This is a genomic window from Pseudomonas sp. MPR-R2A5, from assembly GCF_058793055.1.
In genome coordinates this window covers 1-19,080 of sequence record NZ_JBXAFK010000056.1, presented here as the reverse complement: position 1 = coordinate 19,080, position 19,080 = coordinate 1, and the positions used below count along the sequence as shown (strand labels likewise).

Sequence of the window (19,080 nt, the reverse complement as noted above, 5' to 3'; positions counted from 1 at the left end):
CATGGACCACTCCTCCTCTCGCCCATGCTGGGGCGCCGTGCTCGCCTTGTCCCTGGCCGCCTTTGCCCTGGTGGCCTCCGAGTTCATGCCCGTAAGCCTGCTCAGCCCCTTGGCCGCCGACCTGAACATCAGCGAAGGCCAGGCCGGCCAAGGTATTTCCGTCTCCGGGTTGTTTGCCTTGTTGACCAGCCTGGTTATCGCCAACGTCGCTGCCCGGGTCGATCGCAAGCGCCTGCTGATCGCCCTGACCCTGCTGATGATCCTGTCCGGCACGGTGGTGGCGTTGGCCCCGAATTACGGGGTGTTCATGCTGGGCCGCGCGTTGATCGGCGTCGCCATCGGCGGCTTCTGGTCGCTGTCGGCCGCCACCGCCATGCGTTTGGTACCGACACCCCAAGTACCGCGTGCCTTGGCCATCGTCAACGGCGGCAACGCCCTCGCAACGGTGATCGCCGCACCGCTGGGCAGCTTTGTCGGCGGACTGATCGGTTGGCGAGGCGCATTTTTCTGCGTGGTTCCGGTCGCCATCGTCGCCGTGGCATGGCTGCTGATAAGCCTGCCGTCAATCAAGCCGCGTGCTGAAGGGGCGTCCTCCAATGGCCTGCGCCTGATGAACCATTGGCCGGTGGCCTTGGGCATGCTCGCCGTCAGTGTGTTTTTCATGGGCCAGTTCATGCTGTTCACCTACCTGCGGCCGTTCCTGGAAGGCGTGACCCGGGCCAGCGTTTCTACGCTCTCGCTGATGTTGCTGGTGCTTGGCCTGGCCGGCCTGGCGGGCACGTTCCTGATCGAGCGTTTCCTGAAAAACCACCTGTACGCCACGTTGACCGTCATTCCTGTATTGATGGCGCTGACCGCCGTGGCCTTGGTCGCCTTTGGCGGTTCACCGCTCATCACCGCAATGCTGCTGGGCGTTTGGGGCCTGGTGGCCACCGCCGCACCGGTTGGCTGGTGGACCTGGCTGGCCAAGGTCCTGCCGGATGATGCGGAAGCCGGCGGCGGCTTGATGGTGGCGATCATCCAATTGGCGATCGCCCTGGGCGCCATCGTCGGCGGTTGGGTATTCGACCTCAGCGGCTACCGGGCCACGTTCGAGTCAAGTGCCGCGGTACTGAGCGCCGCGGCGTTGCTGGCCTGGCTGGCTGGGCGCGCCAGCCACTATCGCGCGCTGTCGATGATTTGCCCGCCATCGGGGGTCAGGCTGTAGCCGGTAATGAACTGCGCGTCCTGGCTGGCCAGGAAAAGCGCGACTGGCGCGATGTCCTCCTCCGGCGAGCCATAGCGCCCCAGTACATTGGTCGGCGCGGGCGCGTCGTAAGCGTCGCCCCAGGTGTCGGCCACCGGTAACAGGTTATTCACCGTGATGTTGTCCACGCCCCATTCCCGCGCCGCCGAACGCGTCAAGGCGCGCACCGCTTCCTTGGCGATGTTGTAGGGCGCGTAGCCTTGCAGGCCGATAATGCCCGCCAACGACCCGAAGTTGATCACCCGCCCTGCGCCGCTGGCCTTCAGATACGGGTAACACGCCTGCATGGTCCGCAGGTAGGCAATGGGCCCCATGTCGAAATTGCGTTGCAGTTGCTCCACGGGCAGGTCGAGGACCGATGAAAACACCACACTGGGGTCGAATGCGTTGTTCACCAGGATATCGATGCCGCCGTAGGTGGCCACAACGTCCTGCACTGCTGCGCTGACCTGCGCGGCGTCGGACAGATCGCACACGACGCCCAGCGCTGTGCCGCCAGCGGCCTGGATATCGGCCACCACGCGCTCGACGTTTGCCGCCGTACGCGAGACCACCGCGACCTTGGCGCCCTGCGCCGCAAATAACTGCGCCGTGGCACGGCCGATACCGCGTCCGGCGCCGGTCACGATGGCTACTTTTCCGTTGAGTCGGGACATGTGTTTTCTCCATGGGATACAGGGTTTATTGCAGCGGGTTTGCGCTAAGATCCCTGGCAACATGAATCGACACAAGTAGGATGAAAAAGTGGCAGTCAGTATGGAAAACCAGACTAAAAGCGCTGAAAAGCCGAATATGCACGAAGAAATGCGACGCGCATTCTCACTGCTTTCAGGCAAGTGGAAGCTGGAAATCATGTGGCTGTTGAACCAGCGTGTTTATCGGTTTGGTGAGCTGCGCAAGGCGATCGGTGGCATTACCCAGCACATGCTCACGGCGCAACTGCGGGAACTGGAAAACGACGGCTTGATCACCCGCACGGTGTTCGCCGAAGTGCCACCCCGGGTCGAATATGAAATGACCGAAAAAGCCCGCGCACTGGGGCCGACGATGCAGGCATTGATGCTGTGGTGGAGCGAATACGGCGACAGTGTTCCAGTGAAGCCCAACCCGCGCGGGCGCACGGCGCTCCAGCGCGAACGACAACCGCTGAAACCCTAATTGTTTTGCCCGCGCCGCCGATAACCAGGCATCCCCCCTGACTTGCAGCGATACCCTGCGGGAAACAATGCCGAACTCTCTTACCCCGATGGTGCGCAAGCTTTCCAACCGTACCAGCCTGTCGCTGACGCGCACCTCGCTGTTCAATTTCATCGCCTTGCTGACGTTGGTATTTGCAGCCGCTGCCTATTCGTTGGTTTACCTCGCCCATGACCTGGACCACTCCGAGCAGCAAGAGAGCGCGTTCTATACCCGCAAAGCGGTGCAATCCCTGGAGAAATCGCTGCGGGTCACCGTCAAGGACTACGCGTTCTGGAGCGATGCCTATAAGCACCTTCATATGACGGTGGACAGCGACTGGGCCTATAGTCGCGGCAATGTCGGGGCTACGCTGTACCAGGACTTCGGCTTCCAGGGCCTGTTTGTGGTCAACGACGTCAATCACACCGTTTACGCCGTGATTGGGGGCAAGCTGCGCAGCATTGAACTCAGCCAATGGCTCGACCAACCCCTGACCGAGATTATCGAACAGGCGCGTGCAGGCGCTGAAAATGAAACGCCGGTCACGGCCTTTATCAACGTGCGTGGCAGCCCCGCGCTCGTGGCCGCTGCGGCGATCACCCCGGGCACCGACCCGACGGTCATAGCGGACGACCGGCCAGCGTCAGTGCTGATATTCGTCGACATCTTCGATAACGCCAAACTGACCACGATCGGCGATGACTTCGGCGTCAGCAAACTGCACGTCGCCACTGCCGATGACATCGGCCAGACCCTGGTTTTCCCCCTCGGCGATAACGGCGCCGCCGGCAGCCTGCACTGGGAGCCTGCCCGTCCCGGCCTGCGGCTGATGGGCGTAGGCTTGCCACTGTTGGGGCTGGCCGCGTTGCTGGTGTGCCTGATGACGTGGGTGATTTTGCGCCGAGCCACTGCCGCGGCCCTCGCCCTGGATGCCAGCCACGCTTCGCTGCAAGACAGCCAGAATGCCTTGGCCACCAGCGAAGCACGCTTTCGCGATGTGGTGGAGGCCAGTTCTGACTGGGTCTGGGAAATCGACGCCCAATGGCGCTTCACCTACTTGTCGGAGCGTTTCGAAAGTGTCACCGGCCTGGCGCGGCAAGCCTGGATCGGCGCCGCGATGAGCGACTTGCTGGACACCGAAGCCGGCCTGCTTTCGCAATGGCTGAACACCCCGGGCCGATGCGTGGATATCAGCGTGCAGTGCCGCTATTTCGATGCTCAGGGGCAGGAACGCACCACGCGGCTATCGGCACGGGAAATGCCCTGCGGCGGTTTTCGCGGTACGGCCACCGACGTGACTGAAGAGGTCGAATCACGTCGGCGCATCGAGTTTTTGTCCCAGCATGATGCCTTGACCGGGCTGCCTAATCGCACGCGCCTGCAAGCGTTCCTGGATGGCAAACTCAAGGCCCTGCCCCACGCCGGACACCCCTTGGTAATGCTCAGCCTGGACCTGGATCGGTTCAAGCCGGTCAATGATCTGCTGGGGCACGCCGCCGGTGATCGGGTGCTCAATGAAGTGTCGAGCCGCCTGACCAACTGTGTGCGCCATGGCGACCTGGTTTCCCGCGTCGGCGGCGATGAATTTGTGCTGATCCTGAGCGAAGCAGGCACTCAAGACGAAGTCGAAAGCCTCTGCAAGCGCTTGATCGAGTCTATCGAGCACGCCATCCGAATCGACGAACAGGAGGTCTTCATCAGCGCCAGTATCGGCATTGCCATCGCCCCCGACGACGCCCACGAAGCCAGCGAACTGCTGCGCTACGCCGACATTGCGTTATACGAAGCGAAAGCGGCCGGCCGCAACACCTGGCGGTTTTACTCCGGCGAAATGAACACGCGGATCATCGAACGTCGGCGCCTGGAAAGCGACCTGCGCTATGCGATCAAGCACGCAGAATTACGCCTGCACTTCCAACCGCGCTATCGCATTGCCGATGGGCTGATGGTGGGAGCCGAAGCGCTGGTTCGCTGGCAGCATCCGCAGCGCGGCTTGATCGCGCCGGACACCTTCATTCCGATTGCCGAAGAGTCCGGGCTGATCCTGTCGCTGAGCGACTGGGTGCTTGAAAACGCCTGCACCTGCGCGGCCCAGTGGCCGGACACGCTGTTTGTCTCGGTCAACCTGTCGCCCACCGAATTCAAGCGCGGCAACCTGGTGGAGCGCGTACGACACGCCCTTGACAGCTCAGGCATCGACCCTTCGCGCCTGGAATTGGAAGTGACCGAAAGCGTGATGCTCGAGGATGCCGTCGGCGCGCTGGAGGTGATGCACACGCTCAAGCAATTGGGCATCCGCATCGCCATGGATGACTTCGGTACTGGCTATTCGTCCCTGAGCTACTTGCGCGCCTTCCCGTTCGACGGCTTGAAAATAGACCGCAGTTTCTTGACCCGGCTGGCAGAAAGCGCCGACGACAAGGCAATCATCCAGGCCATCGTGGGGTTGGGCCGTGCCCTGGCGTTGACGGTCACCGCGGAGGGCATTGAAACCGCCGAACACCTGGCCATGCTCAAGGCCGTGGACTGTGACGAGGGGCAAGGCTACTTCCTCAGCCGGCCGCTGGACCTCGATACATTCAACGGCCTGCTGGGCGTGGACCGCGTTATCGGAAAAAATGACTCGGCGTCTTGCCAAACTGTTTCTTGAACATGCTGGTAAAGGCACTCGGGCTTTCGTAGCCCAGCCCGAGGGCGACGTCGATAATCTTCTGCCCCACGGCAAGGCGCTCCAGTGCCAGCAGCAACCGCGCTTGCTGGCGCCACTGGCCAAAGGTCATGCCGGTTTCCTTGCGAAACAGGCGCTGGATGGTTTTCTGGTCCAGGTCCAGGCGCTCGCTCCAATCGGCGACAGTGGAGGCATCGCCGGGGTCATCCTGCCACGCCACGCAGATCTGGTTGATTCGCGGGTCGGCGGGCTGCGGCAGCGACAACGGCAAGGCCGGCAACAGCGCAAGCTCGTCGAGTATCAGGTGCATGATCCGCGCATCGCGCGAGTCTTCGGCATACGGCGGCTTCAGGCTCACCGACGCCTTGATCAATTCGCTGAGCAGCGGCGAAACGCTCACCGCCTTGGTCTCGGTGGGCAGGTTCGGGAAACTGTCGGGGCGTACAAACACACTGCGCATCTTCAGCGGCCCCACACACCGCAGGGAATGCCGATGGCCGCAGGGCATCCAGAAACCGCGATTGGGCGGCACCGTCCACTGGTTGTGCGCCGAATGCACCACCATCACGCCCTCGATGGCGTAGAGCAGTTGATGCTTCTCATGGCTGTGCTCGGGGATCACCCAGTTCTCGGGATAGTCAGTGGCCGAACTGATGACGGTCCAGGCGCCCTCATCGATTTCTTGCAGAAATAGATCCAGTGATTTGATGATTTCGCCCTTTTTGCAATGGTTACTGCCCGAATTTCGCGAGACAGGCATTTTCGGCAAATCTAGCATAAACGCCGTACCTATAAATGGAGCAGCGCTTCACATCATCGCTGCCCGCTCCACACCGTTCGCTGCCTTGCATGGAATACCTGTATGTCCACCCTGACCGCGTCACCCGCCGCCACGGCGAGCACTCCTCAAGCCAGTGCTGCGCAAACAAGCCCCTTGGTCATGCGTATCCTCGGCGCCTGCGCCCTGGCCCACCTGATCAATGACCTGATCCAGGCCGTGCTGCCGTCGATATACCCGATGCTCAAGGCCAACTACGGCCTGACCTTCACCCAGGTCGGCCTGATCACCTTGACCTTCCAACTGACCGCGTCGCTGCTACAACCGTGGATCGGCTACCACACCGACCGTCACCCCAAGCCCTGGCTACTGCCGGCGGGCATGGTGTGCACCTTGATCGGCATCCTGATGCTGGCATTTGTCGGCAGTTTCCCGGCGATCCTGCTGGCAGCGGGCCTGGTGGGCGTGGGCTCGTCGACCTTCCACCCGGAAACCTCGCGCGTCGCCCGCCTGGCCTCCGGCGGACGCTACGGCCTGGCGCAATCGACCTTCCAGGTGGGCGGCAATACGGGCAGCGCCCTGGGCCCATTGCTGGCGGCGGCGATCATCATTCCCTACGGCCAGGGTCATATCGCCTGGTTCGGGCTGTTCGCGGTCTTCGCCATCCTGGTGCTCTACGGCTTGAGCCGCTGGTACCGCAACCACCTCAGCCTGTTCAAGCTCAAGCAAGGTGGCCAGGCCAGCCACGGCCTGTCAAAAGGCCGCGTGGCCTTTGCCCTGGTGGTGCTGGCCGTCCTGGTCTTCTCCAAATACTTCTACATGACCAGCCTGACCAGCTACTTCACGTTCTACTTGATTGAAAAATTCCAGCTGTCGGTCTCCAGCTCCCAGATGTACCTGTTCCTGTTCCTCGGCGCGGTTGCCGTCGGCACCTTCGCCGGCGGCCCGATCGGCGACAGGATCGGCCGCAAGAAAGTCATCTGGTTCTCGATTCTCGGCGCTGCGCCGTTCACCCTGGCCCTGCCTTACGTCGACCTGTTCTGGACCGCTGTCCTCAGCGTGATCATCGGCTTTGTCCTCGCCTCGGCATTCTCGGCCATCGTGGTGTTTGCCCAGGAACTGGTGCCAGGCAATGTCGGCATGATCGCCGGGATATTCTTCGGCCTGATGTTCGGCTTCAGCGGGATTGGCGCGGCGCTACTGGGCCTGCTCGCCGATAGCCATGGCATCGAGTACGTCTACACACTGTGCTCGTTCCTGCCGCTGGTGGGCATCCTCACGATACTGCTGCCCTCGACCAAAGGCGTCTGACTGGCCGATCATCAGATGGCTGTATGCCATACGATGAGGGCTCTGAAAAAACCTGCGTGTGCGCTTACAATCCCGGTTCAAACGCACACCCAGGCAGACCCGGCACGAAATGACGCTCGACCCTCCCACGATTTTGGCACTCACCGTTGCCCTGGCAGCCGCTGCCGCCTTGTACCTGGCCATTGAATGGCGCAGCGTACGCGAACCATCGCTGCTGTACTGGAGCGCCGGTTTCGCCATCATCACGATCGGCTCCACCCTGGCGCTGCTGCGCAGCAGTGGCTTTCTGATGATCGGTATCTGGTTCGCCAACGGCTTGCTGGTGAGCGCACACTTTCTGTTTTTGCTCGGTGTGGCGCGGTTCACCCACGTGCGGCTGTCGCGGTTATGGCTGCTGATGCTGTTCGCCTGGTTCGGCATGCTGATGTTGCCGGCCGACCTGCCCTGGTCCAAAGCCATGCTGGGGGTGCAGTCGCTACTGGTGGCACTGCCGACCTTGCGCGCCAGTTTCCTGCTGCGGCCCCATGGCAAATCGTTAAGCATCGGCGCGGTGCAACTGCGTTATGTGCTACTGGTCCACGGCGTGTTCTACGTGGCCAAGGCGCTGTCTGTGCTGATCCCCGGCACGTTGATCGACCTGGCGGCGTTCAAGGGCGAGATCATCCAGATCTCCCTGGTGGAAGGCGCTATGGCGATCATGCTGATCGCCCTGTCCATGACCGGCTCCGAACGCTATCGCCGCGAACAGCAGATCGCCCGCCTGGCCGCCCGCGACCCACTCACCGCCCTCTACAACCGCCGCGCCCTCGACCTGCGCGCACCACGGCTGCTGGCCCAGGTGTCACCGTCGCAGCCGGGGGCGTTGCTGCTGATCGATATCGACAACTTCAAAGGGGTCAACGACCACCACGGCCATACTTCCGGCGACCGCTTGCTGATCGCCTTGAGTGAAATGATCCGCAGCCTGGTGCCCCAGGGCGCACTGGCGGCGCGACTGGGCGGGGACGAATTCGTCATCCTGCTGAACCCGGTCTCCAAGGAGCAGGTGATCGAACTGGGCAGCGACCTGCGCGAGCAGTTTCAGCAACTTGCCGCACAGACCTTTGCCACCCCCGAACGCGTCACCTTGAGCATCGGCGCCAACCTGTTCGACCAACCGCCCCCGAGCCTGGCCGCCTTGATCGAACAAGGCGACACCACGCTGTATGAATCCAAGCGGGGTGGGCGTGACAGCATCCGGCTGGTGGATCGTACGGGCGTCGGCGCCTACCGCTAGAGGTGGAGCAGATCATTCATCCTTAAACCCCTTCACCACGAGATAAAGCAACGGCCCAAGCGAAACGAACACCGCCGTCAGCAAAAAATACGGCAACAGCGACGCTGTCGAGCGCCCTCGCCTCCGCCCATCCTTATACATCCACACACAGGCCAGCAGCGCCATCAGGTACAGGTCGATCACCACTTGCGCCGTGTCCGGTCGTGACAGCAATTCGCGTCCGAACGCGATCAACGACTGTTCGGCGGTCAGCATCGTGGCCAGGGTATACAGCGAAAAACCCAGCAAACCCGCCAGGGCAATATAAGGTCTATGCATGGTCGCGTCCTTGGTGTGATCGAGGCCCAGGTTAGTGATAGGGTTGGCCCCCTCGCAATGACCTCGGAGGTCATGAACCCGCCATGGATACTCCCGCTACCGCCGGCGAGCACCTGCGCCAGCTACGCCGACAGGCACGCTTGAGCCAGCTCGATCTGGCCCTGATCACCGGCATTTCCCAGCGCCACCTCAGCTGTCTCGAAACCGGCCGCGCCAAGCCAAGCCCGGCCACCCTGCACACCTTGCTGAGTGCCCTGGAGACGCCGCTGGAGCAGTGCAACCGCGTGTTCCTCGCCGCTGGTTTCGCGCCCCGCTACACCGCCACCCCGCTCACCTCGCCGGCCATGGCGGCGATTCGTGAAGCGGTCGAGCATGTACTGCACGCCAACAATCCGGCCCCCGCAATCCTGCTGGGCAGCCACTGGGACGTGTTGGCGGCCAATGCCAGTACCGGCGTGCTGTTTGAACTGCTGGGGATCGAGCCACGCGCAGACGGCTTGAACCTGCTGACCACCCTGCTGCAACCCGGCGGCCTCGGCGATCACCTGGTCAACGCCGAAGAAATCCGCAGCCTCGCCTGGCAGCGGGCAACCCGTGAAGCGCTGGGCGATCCCACGTTGGCGGCGTTGCTGGCGAACCTGCCGAAACCAGGCAACGCCGATCTGCCCAAGGCACTGCCACCCCTGGTGCTGACCCGCATCCACTCACCCCAGGGCGAGCTGAATTTCCTGTCGATCTTCACCACCTTTGGCATGCCCCAGGACATCACCCTGGCCTCGCTGCGTATCGAACATCTGATTCCTGCAGACGCCGCCACCTGGCAGGTCATGCGTGCCGCCTATGAAGCGTATTCGGCGCTGGTTTTGTGAAATATCTGTACGTAGACTGCCGCCATACCCCCACCTGAAGGCGGCGAAAAAAACTCATGCAAGTTACCGAAGTCTCCATTGCCCAATTGCGCGCGGCGCTTGAAACCGGCCAGACCACGGCCGTTGAACTGGTCCAGGCTTACCTGGCACGGATCGATGCCTATGACGGCCCGCAGACGCCGACCGCGCTGAACGCGGTGGTGGTGCGCAACCCCGAAGCCTTGCAGGAAGCCGCCGCGTCCGATGCGCGCCGGGCACGGGGCGAAACGTTGGGGCCACTGGATGGCATCCCCTACACCGCCAAGGACAGCTACCTGGTCAAGGGCCTGACGGCCGCGTCCGGCAGCCCGGCGTTCGCCCAACTGGTCGCCCACCGCGACGCCTTCACCATCGAGCGCCTGCGGGCCAGTGGCGCCATCTGCCTGGGCAAGACCAACATGCCGCCGATGGCCAATGGCGGCATGCAACGCGGCGTGTATGGCCGCGCGGAAAGCCCGTATAACGCCGCCTACCTCACCGCACCGTTCGCCTCCGGCTCCTCCAACGGCGCCGGTACTGCAACCGCCGCCAGCTTCGCGGCTTTCGGTATGGCCGAAGAAACCTGGTCAAGCGGACGCGGGCCGGCATCCAACAATGGCTTGTGTGCCTACACACCCTCCCGTGGCGTGATTTCGGTGCGCGGCAACTGGCCGCTGACCCCGACCATGGACGTGGTGGTGCCCTACGCACGCACCATGGCCGACCTGCTGGAAGTGCTCGACGTGGTGGTCGCCGAAGACCCCGACACCCGTGGCGACTTATGGCGCCTGCAACCCTGGGTGCCGATCCCCAGCGTCGCCTCGGTGCGCCCGGCGTCCTACTCGGCACTGGCCGCGTCGCCCGCCACCCTCGCCGGCAAACGTTTCGGCGTACCCCGCATGTACATCAACGCCGACCCTGACGCCGGCACCAGCGAAAAGCCCGGAATCGGCGGCCCGACCGGGCAAAAGATCCACACCCGTGCCAGCGTCATCGCGTTGTGGCAAGCCGCCCGCCAGGCCCTCGAAGCCGCCGGTGCCGAAGTGCTCGAAGTGGATTTCCCGCTGGTATCCAACTGTGAAGGCGATCGCCCCGGCGCGCCGACGGTGTTTACCCGCGGCCTGGTGTCCAAGGAGTTCCTGCACGATGAGTTGTGGGAGCTTTCTGCATGGGCTTTCGATGACTTTCTCCGCGCCAACAACGACCCGCACCTGAACCGCCTGGCGGACGTCGATGGGCCGAAGATTTTCCCCCATGACCCCGGCACCTTGCCCAACCGCGAAGACGACCTGGCCGCCGGCATGGACGAGTATGTGCGCATGGCCCAGCGCGGCATCACGCCCTGGGACCAGATCAGCAGCCTGCCCGATGGCCTGCGCGGCCTTGAACAGACACGCCGGATCGACCTGGAAGAGTGGATGGAAACGCTCGGGCTCGACGCGGTGATCTTTCCGACCGTGGCCGACGTGGGACCGGCGGATGCCGATGTGAACGAGGTGTCGGCGGATATTGCCTGGAGCAACGGCGTGTGGGTGGCCAACGGCAACCTCGCCATTCGTCACCTGGGCGTGCCCACGGTGACGGTGCCAATGGGGGTGATGGCCGATATCGGCATGCCGGTCGGGCTGACGTTTGCTGGCCGCGCCTACGATGACTCGGCGCTGCTGCGGTTCGCTTCAGCGTATGAAGCGACCGGCAGCAAACGCCTGATCCCCCCGCGCACCCCGGCGCTGGCAACGAACTGACGCAGACAATGCACTCAACCCATTGATCATCAAGGATTAACATCCCTTCTCAAACGACCGGGCTTGCCCTAATGCCGTTCAGTTAAGGCTTTTTTGTAGGAGCGAGCTTGCTCGCGAAGAACTCACAGGCGCCGCGTTCATTCAGGCAACACGCGTTATCGTTGACGTTTTTCGCGAGCAAGCTCGCTCCTACAGAAGGCAATGTACGCTTAACTGAATGTCATTAGAGCAAGACCGCTCGCCACAAAAGTCCACTCGCTTTGCACGCTAAATCACAGATTTAGCGCCCCACACAAGCTTGATCACCGCTCACATCACACGGTGAGCGGCACTGCAATCAACAGGATCGCCGTGCCATGGGTCAATATTGCCGCCAACACGCCGTAACGCATGCGCACCAGCGCACAGGCCAGCCCTTCGATCAGAGTAAACAGCAACACCGGCCAGCCCAACTGAGTGACGCTCAGGGCCAGGAATGCATGGCAGGCCGCAAAGGCCACGCCACTGATCAAGGCCGCCCGTAATGGCGTCAGTTGCTGCTCGAGATACCCCTGCAAATAACCGCGAAACAGCACTTCTTCCAAGGCGTTGGCGCCATAAGCCAACACCACCATGCCCGGCAGCCATACCCAGTAGCCAGGGATCCCATGCGCCTCGATGCCCTGATACAGCCGCAACGGCACTCCGATCAGGCAGCCCACGACAAGCCCCACCGCAAGGCCCAGCGCCCGATGCCCCCTGGACCAGACAACCCACCGCGACCATTCCGGCGCCATTTGGGCAAGCAGCGCAATCAGCAGCAGCGACAGACCACCCAGCGCCGCCAGCACAAACGTATTGGCCGTGAACGCAATCTGCACGGCGTCACTGAGCGCCCACAGCCCCAGCGGCGTCATGACATCGCGCATCAGCACAAAGGCCACCAGCAGAATCAGGATACGCATCGCCGGCAATGACCTGGGCGTCAGCACGAACCACAGGCCGAGCAGCAGCACGCCCGGCGCCACGTAAGTGGTGTAGTGGAGCAATACCGCCATGCCTTGGGCGATCATCGGCGGTTCAATCGTGGGTGACGGCCGTCAGTTCGATCCATGGTCATGCCCCCTTGTGGCGACGCTGCCATTCATCCACGACGTCGCCCAGGGTCTTAGGCTGCTCGTTGCGGATCCAGGCCATGAACGGCCGATCGAACCTGAACCCAGGGCCGCAGTGTTCGAGCATGAAACGGCGCACGTTCTGAGTGTTTTTATAGCGTGGGGTGACGGGGGTGCTACGGGTGATGGGGTCGCTGTGCCAATTGAAATCCATTTGCCTGTGCCTCTGATCCCTCGGGAGCACGCAGCATAGCGCCAAAATGCCACTGCGGGCGCCGCTCAACCGACGCCCACAGTGGTTTTTTCAGCGCCCGGTCAGGCGAAACTGGCGTCTCGCGTGTTGACGAATAGCGCATAGATCGAATGGCTGCCGGCCATGAACAGGCGGTTGCCTTCGCGGCCGCCAAAGCACAGGTTGGGGCAACGCTCCGGCAACGAGATGTGCCCGATCGCCTTGCCCTGCGGGTTGAATACGCGCACGCCATCGAGCTTTTCCAGGTCAGCCTTGGGGTCGCCATTCCCACCCCAGCCACACCAGAGGTTGCCGCTCTCGTCGCACTTGATGCCGTCCAGCGCGGCGTAATCCAGGCCCTCGATGTGTTTGCGGCGTGCGCCGAGGGTGCCGTCGGCGTTGACGTCGATCGCCCAGATCAGCCGGTTGGGCTTGGCCCGCCCCTCCACCACGTACAGGGTCTTTTCATCCGGCGAAAAGCACAGCCCGTTTGGCCCATTGAGGTCCTCGATCACCCGTGTGACCTTGCCGCTTTCGCCGTCGATACGATAGACCCCATGGGGCTGGGTGGGTGTGATCTTGTGCCCTTCGTAGTTGTTGCCGGTCTGGAATGGCGGGTCGCTGAACCACACCGAGCCATCGCGCTTGCACACGATATCGTTGGGTGAGTTGAAAGGTTTGCCGTCATAACTGTCCGCCAGCACGGTAATGCTGCCGTTGTGCTCGGTGCGGGTGATACGCCGCCCCTCGCGGGAGGTGGTCGAGCCTTCGCACACCAGCAGCCGGCCCTGGCGATCCCGGCACATGCCGTTGGAGAAGTTGGCATTGTCGCGGTACACCGACAGGCTATCGGTCACTTCGTCCCAGCGCACGATGCGGTTGTTGGGAATATCGCTGAGCAGCAGGTAGCGGCCATCGCCGATCCAAACGGGCCCCTCGGCCCAGCGCAAACCGCTGGCAAGCCGTTCGACGCTGGCGTTGAACAGGCGCAACTCGAGGAAACTGTCGTCGAGCACCTTGATCAGTGGGTCGGGGTAACGCTGGCTCAACGGCTCCGCCGCTTGCGCCAACTCGGGCAGATTGCCCAACACCGCCACCGACGCCGAAACCGCCAGGGAGCGCTTGAGAAATACGCGGCGGCTGTGGTCGGTGCGGGCAGGCAAAGGGGGAAAATCCATGGGTATCTCCGTTATTTTATTGTTAGACGGGACACTAGTTTTAACCTGTGATGAGACATCGTACAAGATAGAAAACCTCGCAAACCTTCCACAACCCAAGCCAATGTGCAAATTGTCTAAATTTTACTTTCCAAAAGCCCTGCGACTATTGCAATGTTGTACGACAACATGACTAGCGACATGTTGCCCGTACACCTCCCCACAACAATAAGGAAACACCCATGCAAAACGTCAAAGTGCTGATCGGTTTTCTCTGCCTGTTCAGCGGGTATGTGGCCGCTGCCCCTGCCGCCGACAAAGACGTCGCCCAAGCGGTCGACCACCTGACCCAGGCCATGCTGCATAAAGACCTCAAGCAGCTCCAGAGCCTGACCGCCGAGAACCTCACCTACGGCCACTCCAGCGGCAAGATCCAGAACAAGCAGGAGTTCATCGCCGATATCGAGACCGGTCGCAGTGGCTTCAAGACCTTGGAAATGCAGAAGCAGACCATCACCTTGAGCGGCGATACCGCCCTGGTGCGCAACCACTTCTCGGCCCTGGCGGTGAACAGCGGTAAGGAAGTGCCGACCGAAATCGAGAACTTCCAGATCTGGCAGAAGCAAAAAGGCCACTGGCTGCTGATCGGTCGCCAGGCGTTTAAATTCTGATGGCTAGCGGTGAGCCATCGGGCTCACCACTGCACCACCTTGCGCACCTTCACCAACGCCTCGCGCAGCGCCGGCATGTCCACCGAACCCAAGGCCAGGCGCAATGCATGGGGCACGTGGACCGAGACGGCGAAGGGCTCGGCGGTGGAGACGGAAATGCCGTCGCGCTGCAAGGTCATGGCCACTTGATCGGCGCGGGCCTCTTCCGCCAGGGGCAACCACAGGAAATACGATGACGGGTGGCTGGTGTAGGCCACCCCCTTCAGTACCTGCGCCGCCAAGGCTTGCCGCGCCCGCGCATCCTCGCGCTTTTGTGCTTCAAGTTGCGCCACCGTGCCATCCTCGAGCCAGGCAACCGCAATCGCACTCATCACCCCCGGCACGTTCCAAGTGGTGGCCATGATGGTGCGCTCCAGTGCCTTCACCCAATCCAGAGGGGCGGCGATAAACCCCACGCGCAGGCCGGTCGCGACACTTTTCGACAACCCGCCCACGTAGACCGTGCGCTCCGGCGCCAACCTCGCCAAGGGCAGCGGCACGTCCTCGGCGAGGAACGCGTAGGCCGCGTCCTCGATGATCATCAGGTTGTACTGACGGGCAATCGCCACCAACTGCTCGCGCTGCGCCAGGCTCATCACCCAGCCCAACGGGTTATGCAGGGTCGGCATGCTGTAAACCGCGCGCACCGGGCGTTTACGACACAAACCTTGCAGGTGGTCCAGGTCCGGGCCGTGGGCCGTGACCGGGATGGCGACGATCTCCAGATGCAGGGTCTCGGCCAGTACTTTGAACCCCGAATACGTCAAGGCGTCGACAGCGATCACATCACCGGGCTTGAGCAAGGCCATCATCGTCACGGCCAACCCGTGCTGGGCACCGCTGACCACCAACACCTGTTCGGCCTCGACCGTCAGCCCTCGGTTCAACAGATGCCGCGCGACGGCGGCGCGCTCATGCAGGCGACCGGCGTGGGGCTGGTAACGCAGCAGCGCTTCGAGGTCGCCGGACAGCGCCAACTGGCGCAATGCGGTGCGCAGCAAGTCGGCCTGGCCCGGCAAGGACGGGTAGTTGAAATTCAGATCGAGTATGCCCGCCGCCACGCTCATCTGCCCGCTGCCCTGCCCCGGCGGCAGCGCAATTTCGCGCACAAAGGTGCCCCGGCCGGTCTCGCCACTGACCAGGCCCATGGCCTCCAGCTCGGCATATACCCGGCTGGCGGTGACCAGCGCCAGGCCATGCTCGGCGGCCAGTTGGCGGTGGGTCGGCAGCCGCGTGCCGGGTGGCATGCTGCCCGAGCGAATGGCCTCGGCGAAGCGATCGACCAACGACTTGTAACGCGCGCGCGGCATAAGTGATGTATCCATGACAATTTTTTGATTGTCTTTATCTTCGACCCTAGGATGCCTTCCACGCAACTCATCCTTTTCGGACGCCCCTCATGGAACGTACATCTCCCCTGCGCCCCCTGGATACCAGCACCCAAGGCTGGATCAACGGCTTTATCGGCGTGGTGATCTTCAGCGGCTCGTTGCCGGCCACGCGCCTGGCGGTGATGGAATTCGACCCGGTGTTCCTCACCATGATCCGCGCCGCCATCGCCGCTCTATTGGGGCTGGCCTTGCTATGGCTGTTCAAGGAGAAACGCCCCGCGCGCCATCAATGGAGGCCCCTGGTCATCGTCGCCCTCGGCGTGGTCATCGGCTTTCCCCTGCTCACTGCGCTGGCGCTGCAATACGTCACCTCCGCGCACTCCATCGTCTTCATCGGCCTGCTGCCGCTGGCGACCGCGGTGTTTGGCGTACTGCGCGGCGGCGAGCGCCCGCGCCCGGTGTTCTGGCTGTTTTCGATCCTCGGCAGTGTGCTGGTGATGGGTTATGCCTTTGCCCAAGGCTTGAGCGCCGCACCTGCGGGTGATGTGCTGATGCTGTTGGCGGTGCTGGTGTGCGGCCTGGGGTATGCCGAAGGCGCCACATTGTCGCGCAGCCTGGGCGGCTGGCAGGTGATCTGCTGGGCGCTGGTGGTGTCGTTGCCGGTGGTGGTGCCGTTGAGCCTGGTCATGGCGCCGCCTGGCTTCAGCGGCATCAGCCTGCCGGCCTGGTTGAGCCTGGGCTATGTGTCGCTGTTCAGCATGTTGATCGGCTTCGTATTCTGGTATCGCGGCTTGGCCCAGGGCGGCATTGCCGCGGTCGGCCAGTTGCAGCTGTTGCAACCGTTCTTCGGCCTGGCGCTGGCCGCGGGCGTGCTGCATGAACAGGTCAGCCTGGGCATGCTGCTGGTGACGGTCGCGGTGATCGGCTGCGTAGCTGGGGCCAAGCGGTTCGCGCGCTAACGCTGCGGCGCGACCATCTTGAACTTGATGTTGATATCGTCGGACACCACGCTGTTCCCGGCCCACTCACCTTCGCCGATCTTGAAGTCGCCGCGCTTGAGAATGAACTCCCCGTCGAACACGCCGATGCCATCCAGCTCCTTGAGCACCACGCTGAGCAGCACCGGACGCGTAGTGCCCTTGATCGTCAGGTTGCCACTGATTTTGAAGCGGTTATCGCCCAGGGCCGTGATACCGGTGGACTCATACACGCCCACCGGATAGGCCGCGGTATCGAACCACGAGACCCGTTGCAGCTCGTTGTTCGCATCGGCGCTGCCAGCATCGATACTCGCCAGTTGGATCTTGAGCAAGGCATGTCCGGTCTCGGGCTTTTGCGTGTCAAAGCTCAGCGTGCCTTCAAAGTCGCCGAAGGTGCCATACACCCGCTGCCCCAACTGCGTATAGGTAAAACTGATCTGGCTGGCGGTGCGGTTGACGCCCGTGTACTCCGCCGCCTGGACACAGCCGATAAATCCAAGGACAACGGCCAACGACAGCATTCGACGCTTCATGCCACGCTCCGCAAAAAAATGGATGTATTCCCATCAGGTGCATGTCCTGCTAAACAGAATAGTCACCCACAACAATAAGGACGCCGCATGCACGCCCCTTCGCTACAGGACACCACCGCGCCGGAAGGCATCTGCTACGGCTGCGGCGGCAGTAACCCCCATGGCTTGCACATCAAGAGCCGCTGGGATGCCGATGGTGTCCATGTCGTCGCCGAACATCACCCCGAGGCAAAATACAGCGGCTGGCCCGACCTGGTCTACGGCGGCTTGATCGCCATGTTGGTGGACTGCCATTCCAACTGGACCGCCATGGCTTACCACTACCGTGCCGAACAGCGCGAACCCGGCAGCCTGCCGCGCATCGACTGCGTCACCGGCAACCTGGGCATCAAATTTATCAAGCCCACGCCGATGGGCGTGCCCCTTATCCTGCGCGCTCGGGTCGAGGGTGAGGTGGGGCGCAAAAGCCGCGTGGTCTGCGAGGTGTACGCCGGCGAGGTGCTCACGGCCATCGGTGATTCGCTGTTCGTGCGCGTCGATACACGCCAACTGGCCGCCGCCGCCCATGGCCGTGAAAGCTGATCCTGGTCTACATTGACTGGCACCGCTAATCGAGGACCGAACCGATGACTCGTCTCACCGCGAAAGACTTTGCCCCCGAATTGCTGGAACTCTACGACGGCTATGCGCACGGCAAGATCAACCGCCGCGAATTTCTCGACCGCGCCGCGCTGTTCACCTTGGGCGGCCTCACCGCCTCGGCCCTGCTGGCCGCCCTGAGCCCCAACTATGCCCTGGCCGAACAGGTGAAATTCACCGACCCGGACATCGTCGCCGACTACATCACCTACCCCTCGCCCAAGGGCAACGGCACGGTGCGTGGCTACCTGGTGCGCCCGGCCAAGGTCGCCGGCAAGCTGCCAGCGGTGGTGGTGGTCCACGAAAACCGTGGCCTCAATCCCTACATCGAAGACGTCGCCCGACGCCTGGCCAAAGCCGGGTTTATCGCCCTCGCGCCAGACGGCCTGACCTCGGTGGGCGGCTATCCCGGCAACGATGAAAAAGGCGTGGAACTGCAACAGAAAGTTGACCCGACCAAGCTGATGAACGACTTCTTCGCCGCCATCGAATGGCTGATGCACCACGACAGCAGCACCGGCAAGGTCGGCATCACCGGCTTCTGCTATGGCGGCGGCGTGGCCAATGCCGCAGCGGTGGCCTACCCGGAGCTGGGCGCGGCGGTGTCGTTCTACGGCCGCCAACCGGAAGCCAAGGATGTGCCGCGCATCAAGGCGCCGATCATGCTGCATTACGGCGAGCTGGATACGCGGATCAACGAGGGTTGGCCGGCGTATGAAAAGGCCCTGAAGGCCGCCGGCACCACCTATGAAGCGTATATCTACAAGGGCGCCAACCATGGTTTCCATAACGATTCGACACCGCGTTATGACGAGGCAGCGGCGAATCTGGCGTGGGAAAGGACGCTGGGCTGGTTCCGTAAATACCTGGCCTGATCGCAATCCAAATGTGGGAGGGGGCTCGCCCCCGATGGCGGTGGTGAAGTGCGCCCCAGAAGTTGGACACCCATCCAATTTCTGGGGCGTTTTCATGAGCAAGTACACCACGCAGTTCAAG

19 protein-coding genes are annotated in these 19,080 nt (G+C 62.6%); 11 read left to right on the top strand and 8 right to left on the bottom strand.

What is annotated here, in order from left to right:
• Position 1: 1 nt before the first annotated feature.
• Positions 2-1,207, top strand: coding sequence for an MFS transporter (locus tag AC1Q6I_RS29565; RefSeq protein ID WP_102625343.1), 1,206 nt, complete (start codon positions 2-4; stop codon positions 1,205-1,207).
• Here the strand turns inward: AC1Q6I_RS29565 and AC1Q6I_RS29560 are convergent.
• Positions 1,159-1,902 carry an SDR family NAD(P)-dependent oxidoreductase gene (locus tag AC1Q6I_RS29560; RefSeq protein ID WP_069081332.1) on the bottom strand — a complete coding sequence of 248 codons (744 nt, stop codon included), beginning with the start codon at positions 1,900-1,902 and terminating at the stop codon, positions 1,159-1,161. The two genes, AC1Q6I_RS29565 and AC1Q6I_RS29560, sit on opposite strands and share 49 nt — an antisense overlap.
• A gap of 100 nt (positions 1,903-2,002) precedes the next feature.
• Here AC1Q6I_RS29560 and AC1Q6I_RS29555 point away from each other — a divergent pair, with 100 nt between their 5' ends.
• Together AC1Q6I_RS29555 and AC1Q6I_RS29550 are read left to right on the top strand one after the other, a co-directional pair.
• Complete coding sequence (locus AC1Q6I_RS29555; RefSeq protein ID WP_102625344.1) at positions 2,003-2,404, top strand: winged helix-turn-helix transcriptional regulator; 402 nt, start codon at positions 2,003-2,005, stop codon at positions 2,402-2,404.
• 67 nt (positions 2,405-2,471) lie between these two features.
• The gene (locus AC1Q6I_RS29550) at positions 2,472-5,075 is read left to right on the top strand and encodes a bifunctional diguanylate cyclase/phosphodiesterase (protein WP_102625345.1); all 2,604 of its coding nucleotides are present in this window, start codon (positions 2,472-2,474) and stop codon (positions 5,073-5,075) included.
• Here the strand turns inward: AC1Q6I_RS29550 and AC1Q6I_RS29545 are convergent.
• Positions 5,032-5,853, bottom strand: coding sequence for an AraC family transcriptional regulator (locus AC1Q6I_RS29545; protein WP_024075856.1), 822 nt, complete (start codon positions 5,851-5,853; stop codon positions 5,032-5,034). The two genes, AC1Q6I_RS29550 and AC1Q6I_RS29545, sit on opposite strands and share 44 nt — an antisense overlap.
• A gap of 102 nt (positions 5,854-5,955) precedes the next feature.
• Here AC1Q6I_RS29545 and AC1Q6I_RS29540 point away from each other — a divergent pair, with 102 nt between their 5' ends.
• Both AC1Q6I_RS29540 and AC1Q6I_RS29535 read left to right on the top strand, forming a co-directional pair.
• Positions 5,956-7,182 carry an MFS transporter gene (locus AC1Q6I_RS29540; RefSeq protein ID WP_102625346.1) on the top strand — a complete coding sequence of 409 codons (1,227 nt, stop codon included), beginning with the start codon at positions 5,956-5,958 and terminating at the stop codon, positions 7,180-7,182.
• Positions 7,183-7,291: 109 nt separating this feature from the next.
• Positions 7,292-8,458 (top strand): GGDEF domain-containing protein, encoded by a 1,167-nt coding sequence (locus AC1Q6I_RS29535; RefSeq protein ID WP_102625347.1) that lies wholly within the window; start codon positions 7,292-7,294, stop codon positions 8,456-8,458.
• Positions 8,459-8,470: 12 nt separating this feature from the next.
• Here the strand turns inward: AC1Q6I_RS29535 and AC1Q6I_RS29530 are convergent, their stop codons facing one another.
• Positions 8,471-8,776 (bottom strand): DUF2834 domain-containing protein, encoded by a 306-nt coding sequence (locus AC1Q6I_RS29530; protein WP_024075859.1) that lies wholly within the window; start codon positions 8,774-8,776, stop codon positions 8,471-8,473.
• Between the two features lie 83 nt (positions 8,777-8,859).
• On the opposite strand from AC1Q6I_RS29530, the gene AC1Q6I_RS29525 reads away from it, so the two are divergent.
• Together AC1Q6I_RS29525 and AC1Q6I_RS29520 are read left to right on the top strand one after the other, a co-directional pair.
• The gene (locus AC1Q6I_RS29525; protein ID WP_102625348.1) at positions 8,860-9,645 is read left to right on the top strand and encodes a helix-turn-helix domain-containing protein; all 786 of its coding nucleotides are present in this window, start codon (positions 8,860-8,862) and stop codon (positions 9,643-9,645) included.
• A 56-nt stretch (positions 9,646-9,701) separates the two neighbouring features.
• Positions 9,702-11,408 carry an amidase gene (locus AC1Q6I_RS29520; RefSeq protein WP_024075861.1) on the top strand — a complete coding sequence of 569 codons (1,707 nt, stop codon included), beginning with the start codon at positions 9,702-9,704 and terminating at the stop codon, positions 11,406-11,408.
• 314 nt (positions 11,409-11,722) lie between these two features.
• On the opposite strand, the gene AC1Q6I_RS29515 is transcribed toward AC1Q6I_RS29520, so the two are convergent.
• The 3 genes from AC1Q6I_RS29515 to AC1Q6I_RS29505 form a co-directional block, all read right to left on the bottom strand.
• Positions 11,723-12,460, bottom strand: a complete 738-nt coding sequence (locus AC1Q6I_RS29515) for a CPBP family intramembrane glutamic endopeptidase (RefSeq protein ID WP_102625349.1) — start codon at positions 12,458-12,460, stop codon at positions 11,723-11,725.
• A gap of 43 nt (positions 12,461-12,503) precedes the next feature.
• Positions 12,504-12,716 carry a DUF6434 domain-containing protein gene (locus tag AC1Q6I_RS29510; RefSeq protein ID WP_024075863.1) on the bottom strand — a complete coding sequence of 71 codons (213 nt, stop codon included), beginning with the start codon at positions 12,714-12,716 and terminating at the stop codon, positions 12,504-12,506.
• Between the two features lie 101 nt (positions 12,717-12,817).
• Positions 12,818-13,912: an SMP-30/gluconolactonase/LRE family protein gene (locus tag AC1Q6I_RS29505; RefSeq protein ID WP_069076289.1), complete on the bottom strand. Its 1,095-nt coding sequence runs from the start codon at positions 13,910-13,912 to the stop codon at positions 12,818-12,820.
• A gap of 221 nt (positions 13,913-14,133) precedes the next feature.
• Between AC1Q6I_RS29505 and AC1Q6I_RS29500 the strand changes: the two genes are divergently transcribed.
• Positions 14,134-14,562, top strand: a complete 429-nt coding sequence (locus AC1Q6I_RS29500; protein WP_024075865.1) for a nuclear transport factor 2 family protein — start codon at positions 14,134-14,136, stop codon at positions 14,560-14,562.
• Between the two features lie 23 nt (positions 14,563-14,585).
• Here AC1Q6I_RS29500 and AC1Q6I_RS29495 read toward each other — a convergent pair whose 3' ends face one another.
• Positions 14,586-15,911 carry an aminotransferase-like domain-containing protein gene (locus AC1Q6I_RS29495; RefSeq protein ID WP_102625350.1) on the bottom strand — a complete coding sequence of 442 codons (1,326 nt, stop codon included), beginning with the start codon at positions 15,909-15,911 and terminating at the stop codon, positions 14,586-14,588.
• Positions 15,912-16,000: 89 nt separating this feature from the next.
• Here AC1Q6I_RS29495 and AC1Q6I_RS29490 point away from each other — a divergent pair, with 89 nt between their 5' ends.
• Positions 16,001-16,891 (top strand): DMT family transporter, encoded by an 891-nt coding sequence (locus tag AC1Q6I_RS29490; RefSeq protein ID WP_102625351.1) that lies wholly within the window; start codon positions 16,001-16,003, stop codon positions 16,889-16,891.
• On the opposite strand, the gene AC1Q6I_RS29485 is transcribed toward AC1Q6I_RS29490, so the two are convergent.
• Positions 16,888-17,445, bottom strand: coding sequence for a YceI family protein (locus AC1Q6I_RS29485; protein WP_102625352.1), 558 nt, complete (start codon positions 17,443-17,445; stop codon positions 16,888-16,890). The genes AC1Q6I_RS29490 and AC1Q6I_RS29485 overlap by 4 nt on opposite strands.
• An 87-nt stretch (positions 17,446-17,532) precedes the next feature.
• On the opposite strand from AC1Q6I_RS29485, the gene AC1Q6I_RS29480 reads away from it, so the two are divergent.
• Both AC1Q6I_RS29480 and yghX read left to right on the top strand, forming a co-directional pair.
• The gene (locus AC1Q6I_RS29480; RefSeq protein WP_102625353.1) at positions 17,533-18,027 is read left to right on the top strand and encodes a PaaI family thioesterase; all 495 of its coding nucleotides are present in this window, start codon (positions 17,533-17,535) and stop codon (positions 18,025-18,027) included.
• A 44-nt stretch (positions 18,028-18,071) separates the two neighbouring features.
• Positions 18,072-18,959 (top strand): YghX family hydrolase, encoded by an 888-nt coding sequence (gene yghX / locus AC1Q6I_RS29475; RefSeq protein ID WP_102625354.1) that lies wholly within the window; start codon positions 18,072-18,074, stop codon positions 18,957-18,959.
• Positions 18,960-19,080: the final 121 nt, after the last annotated feature.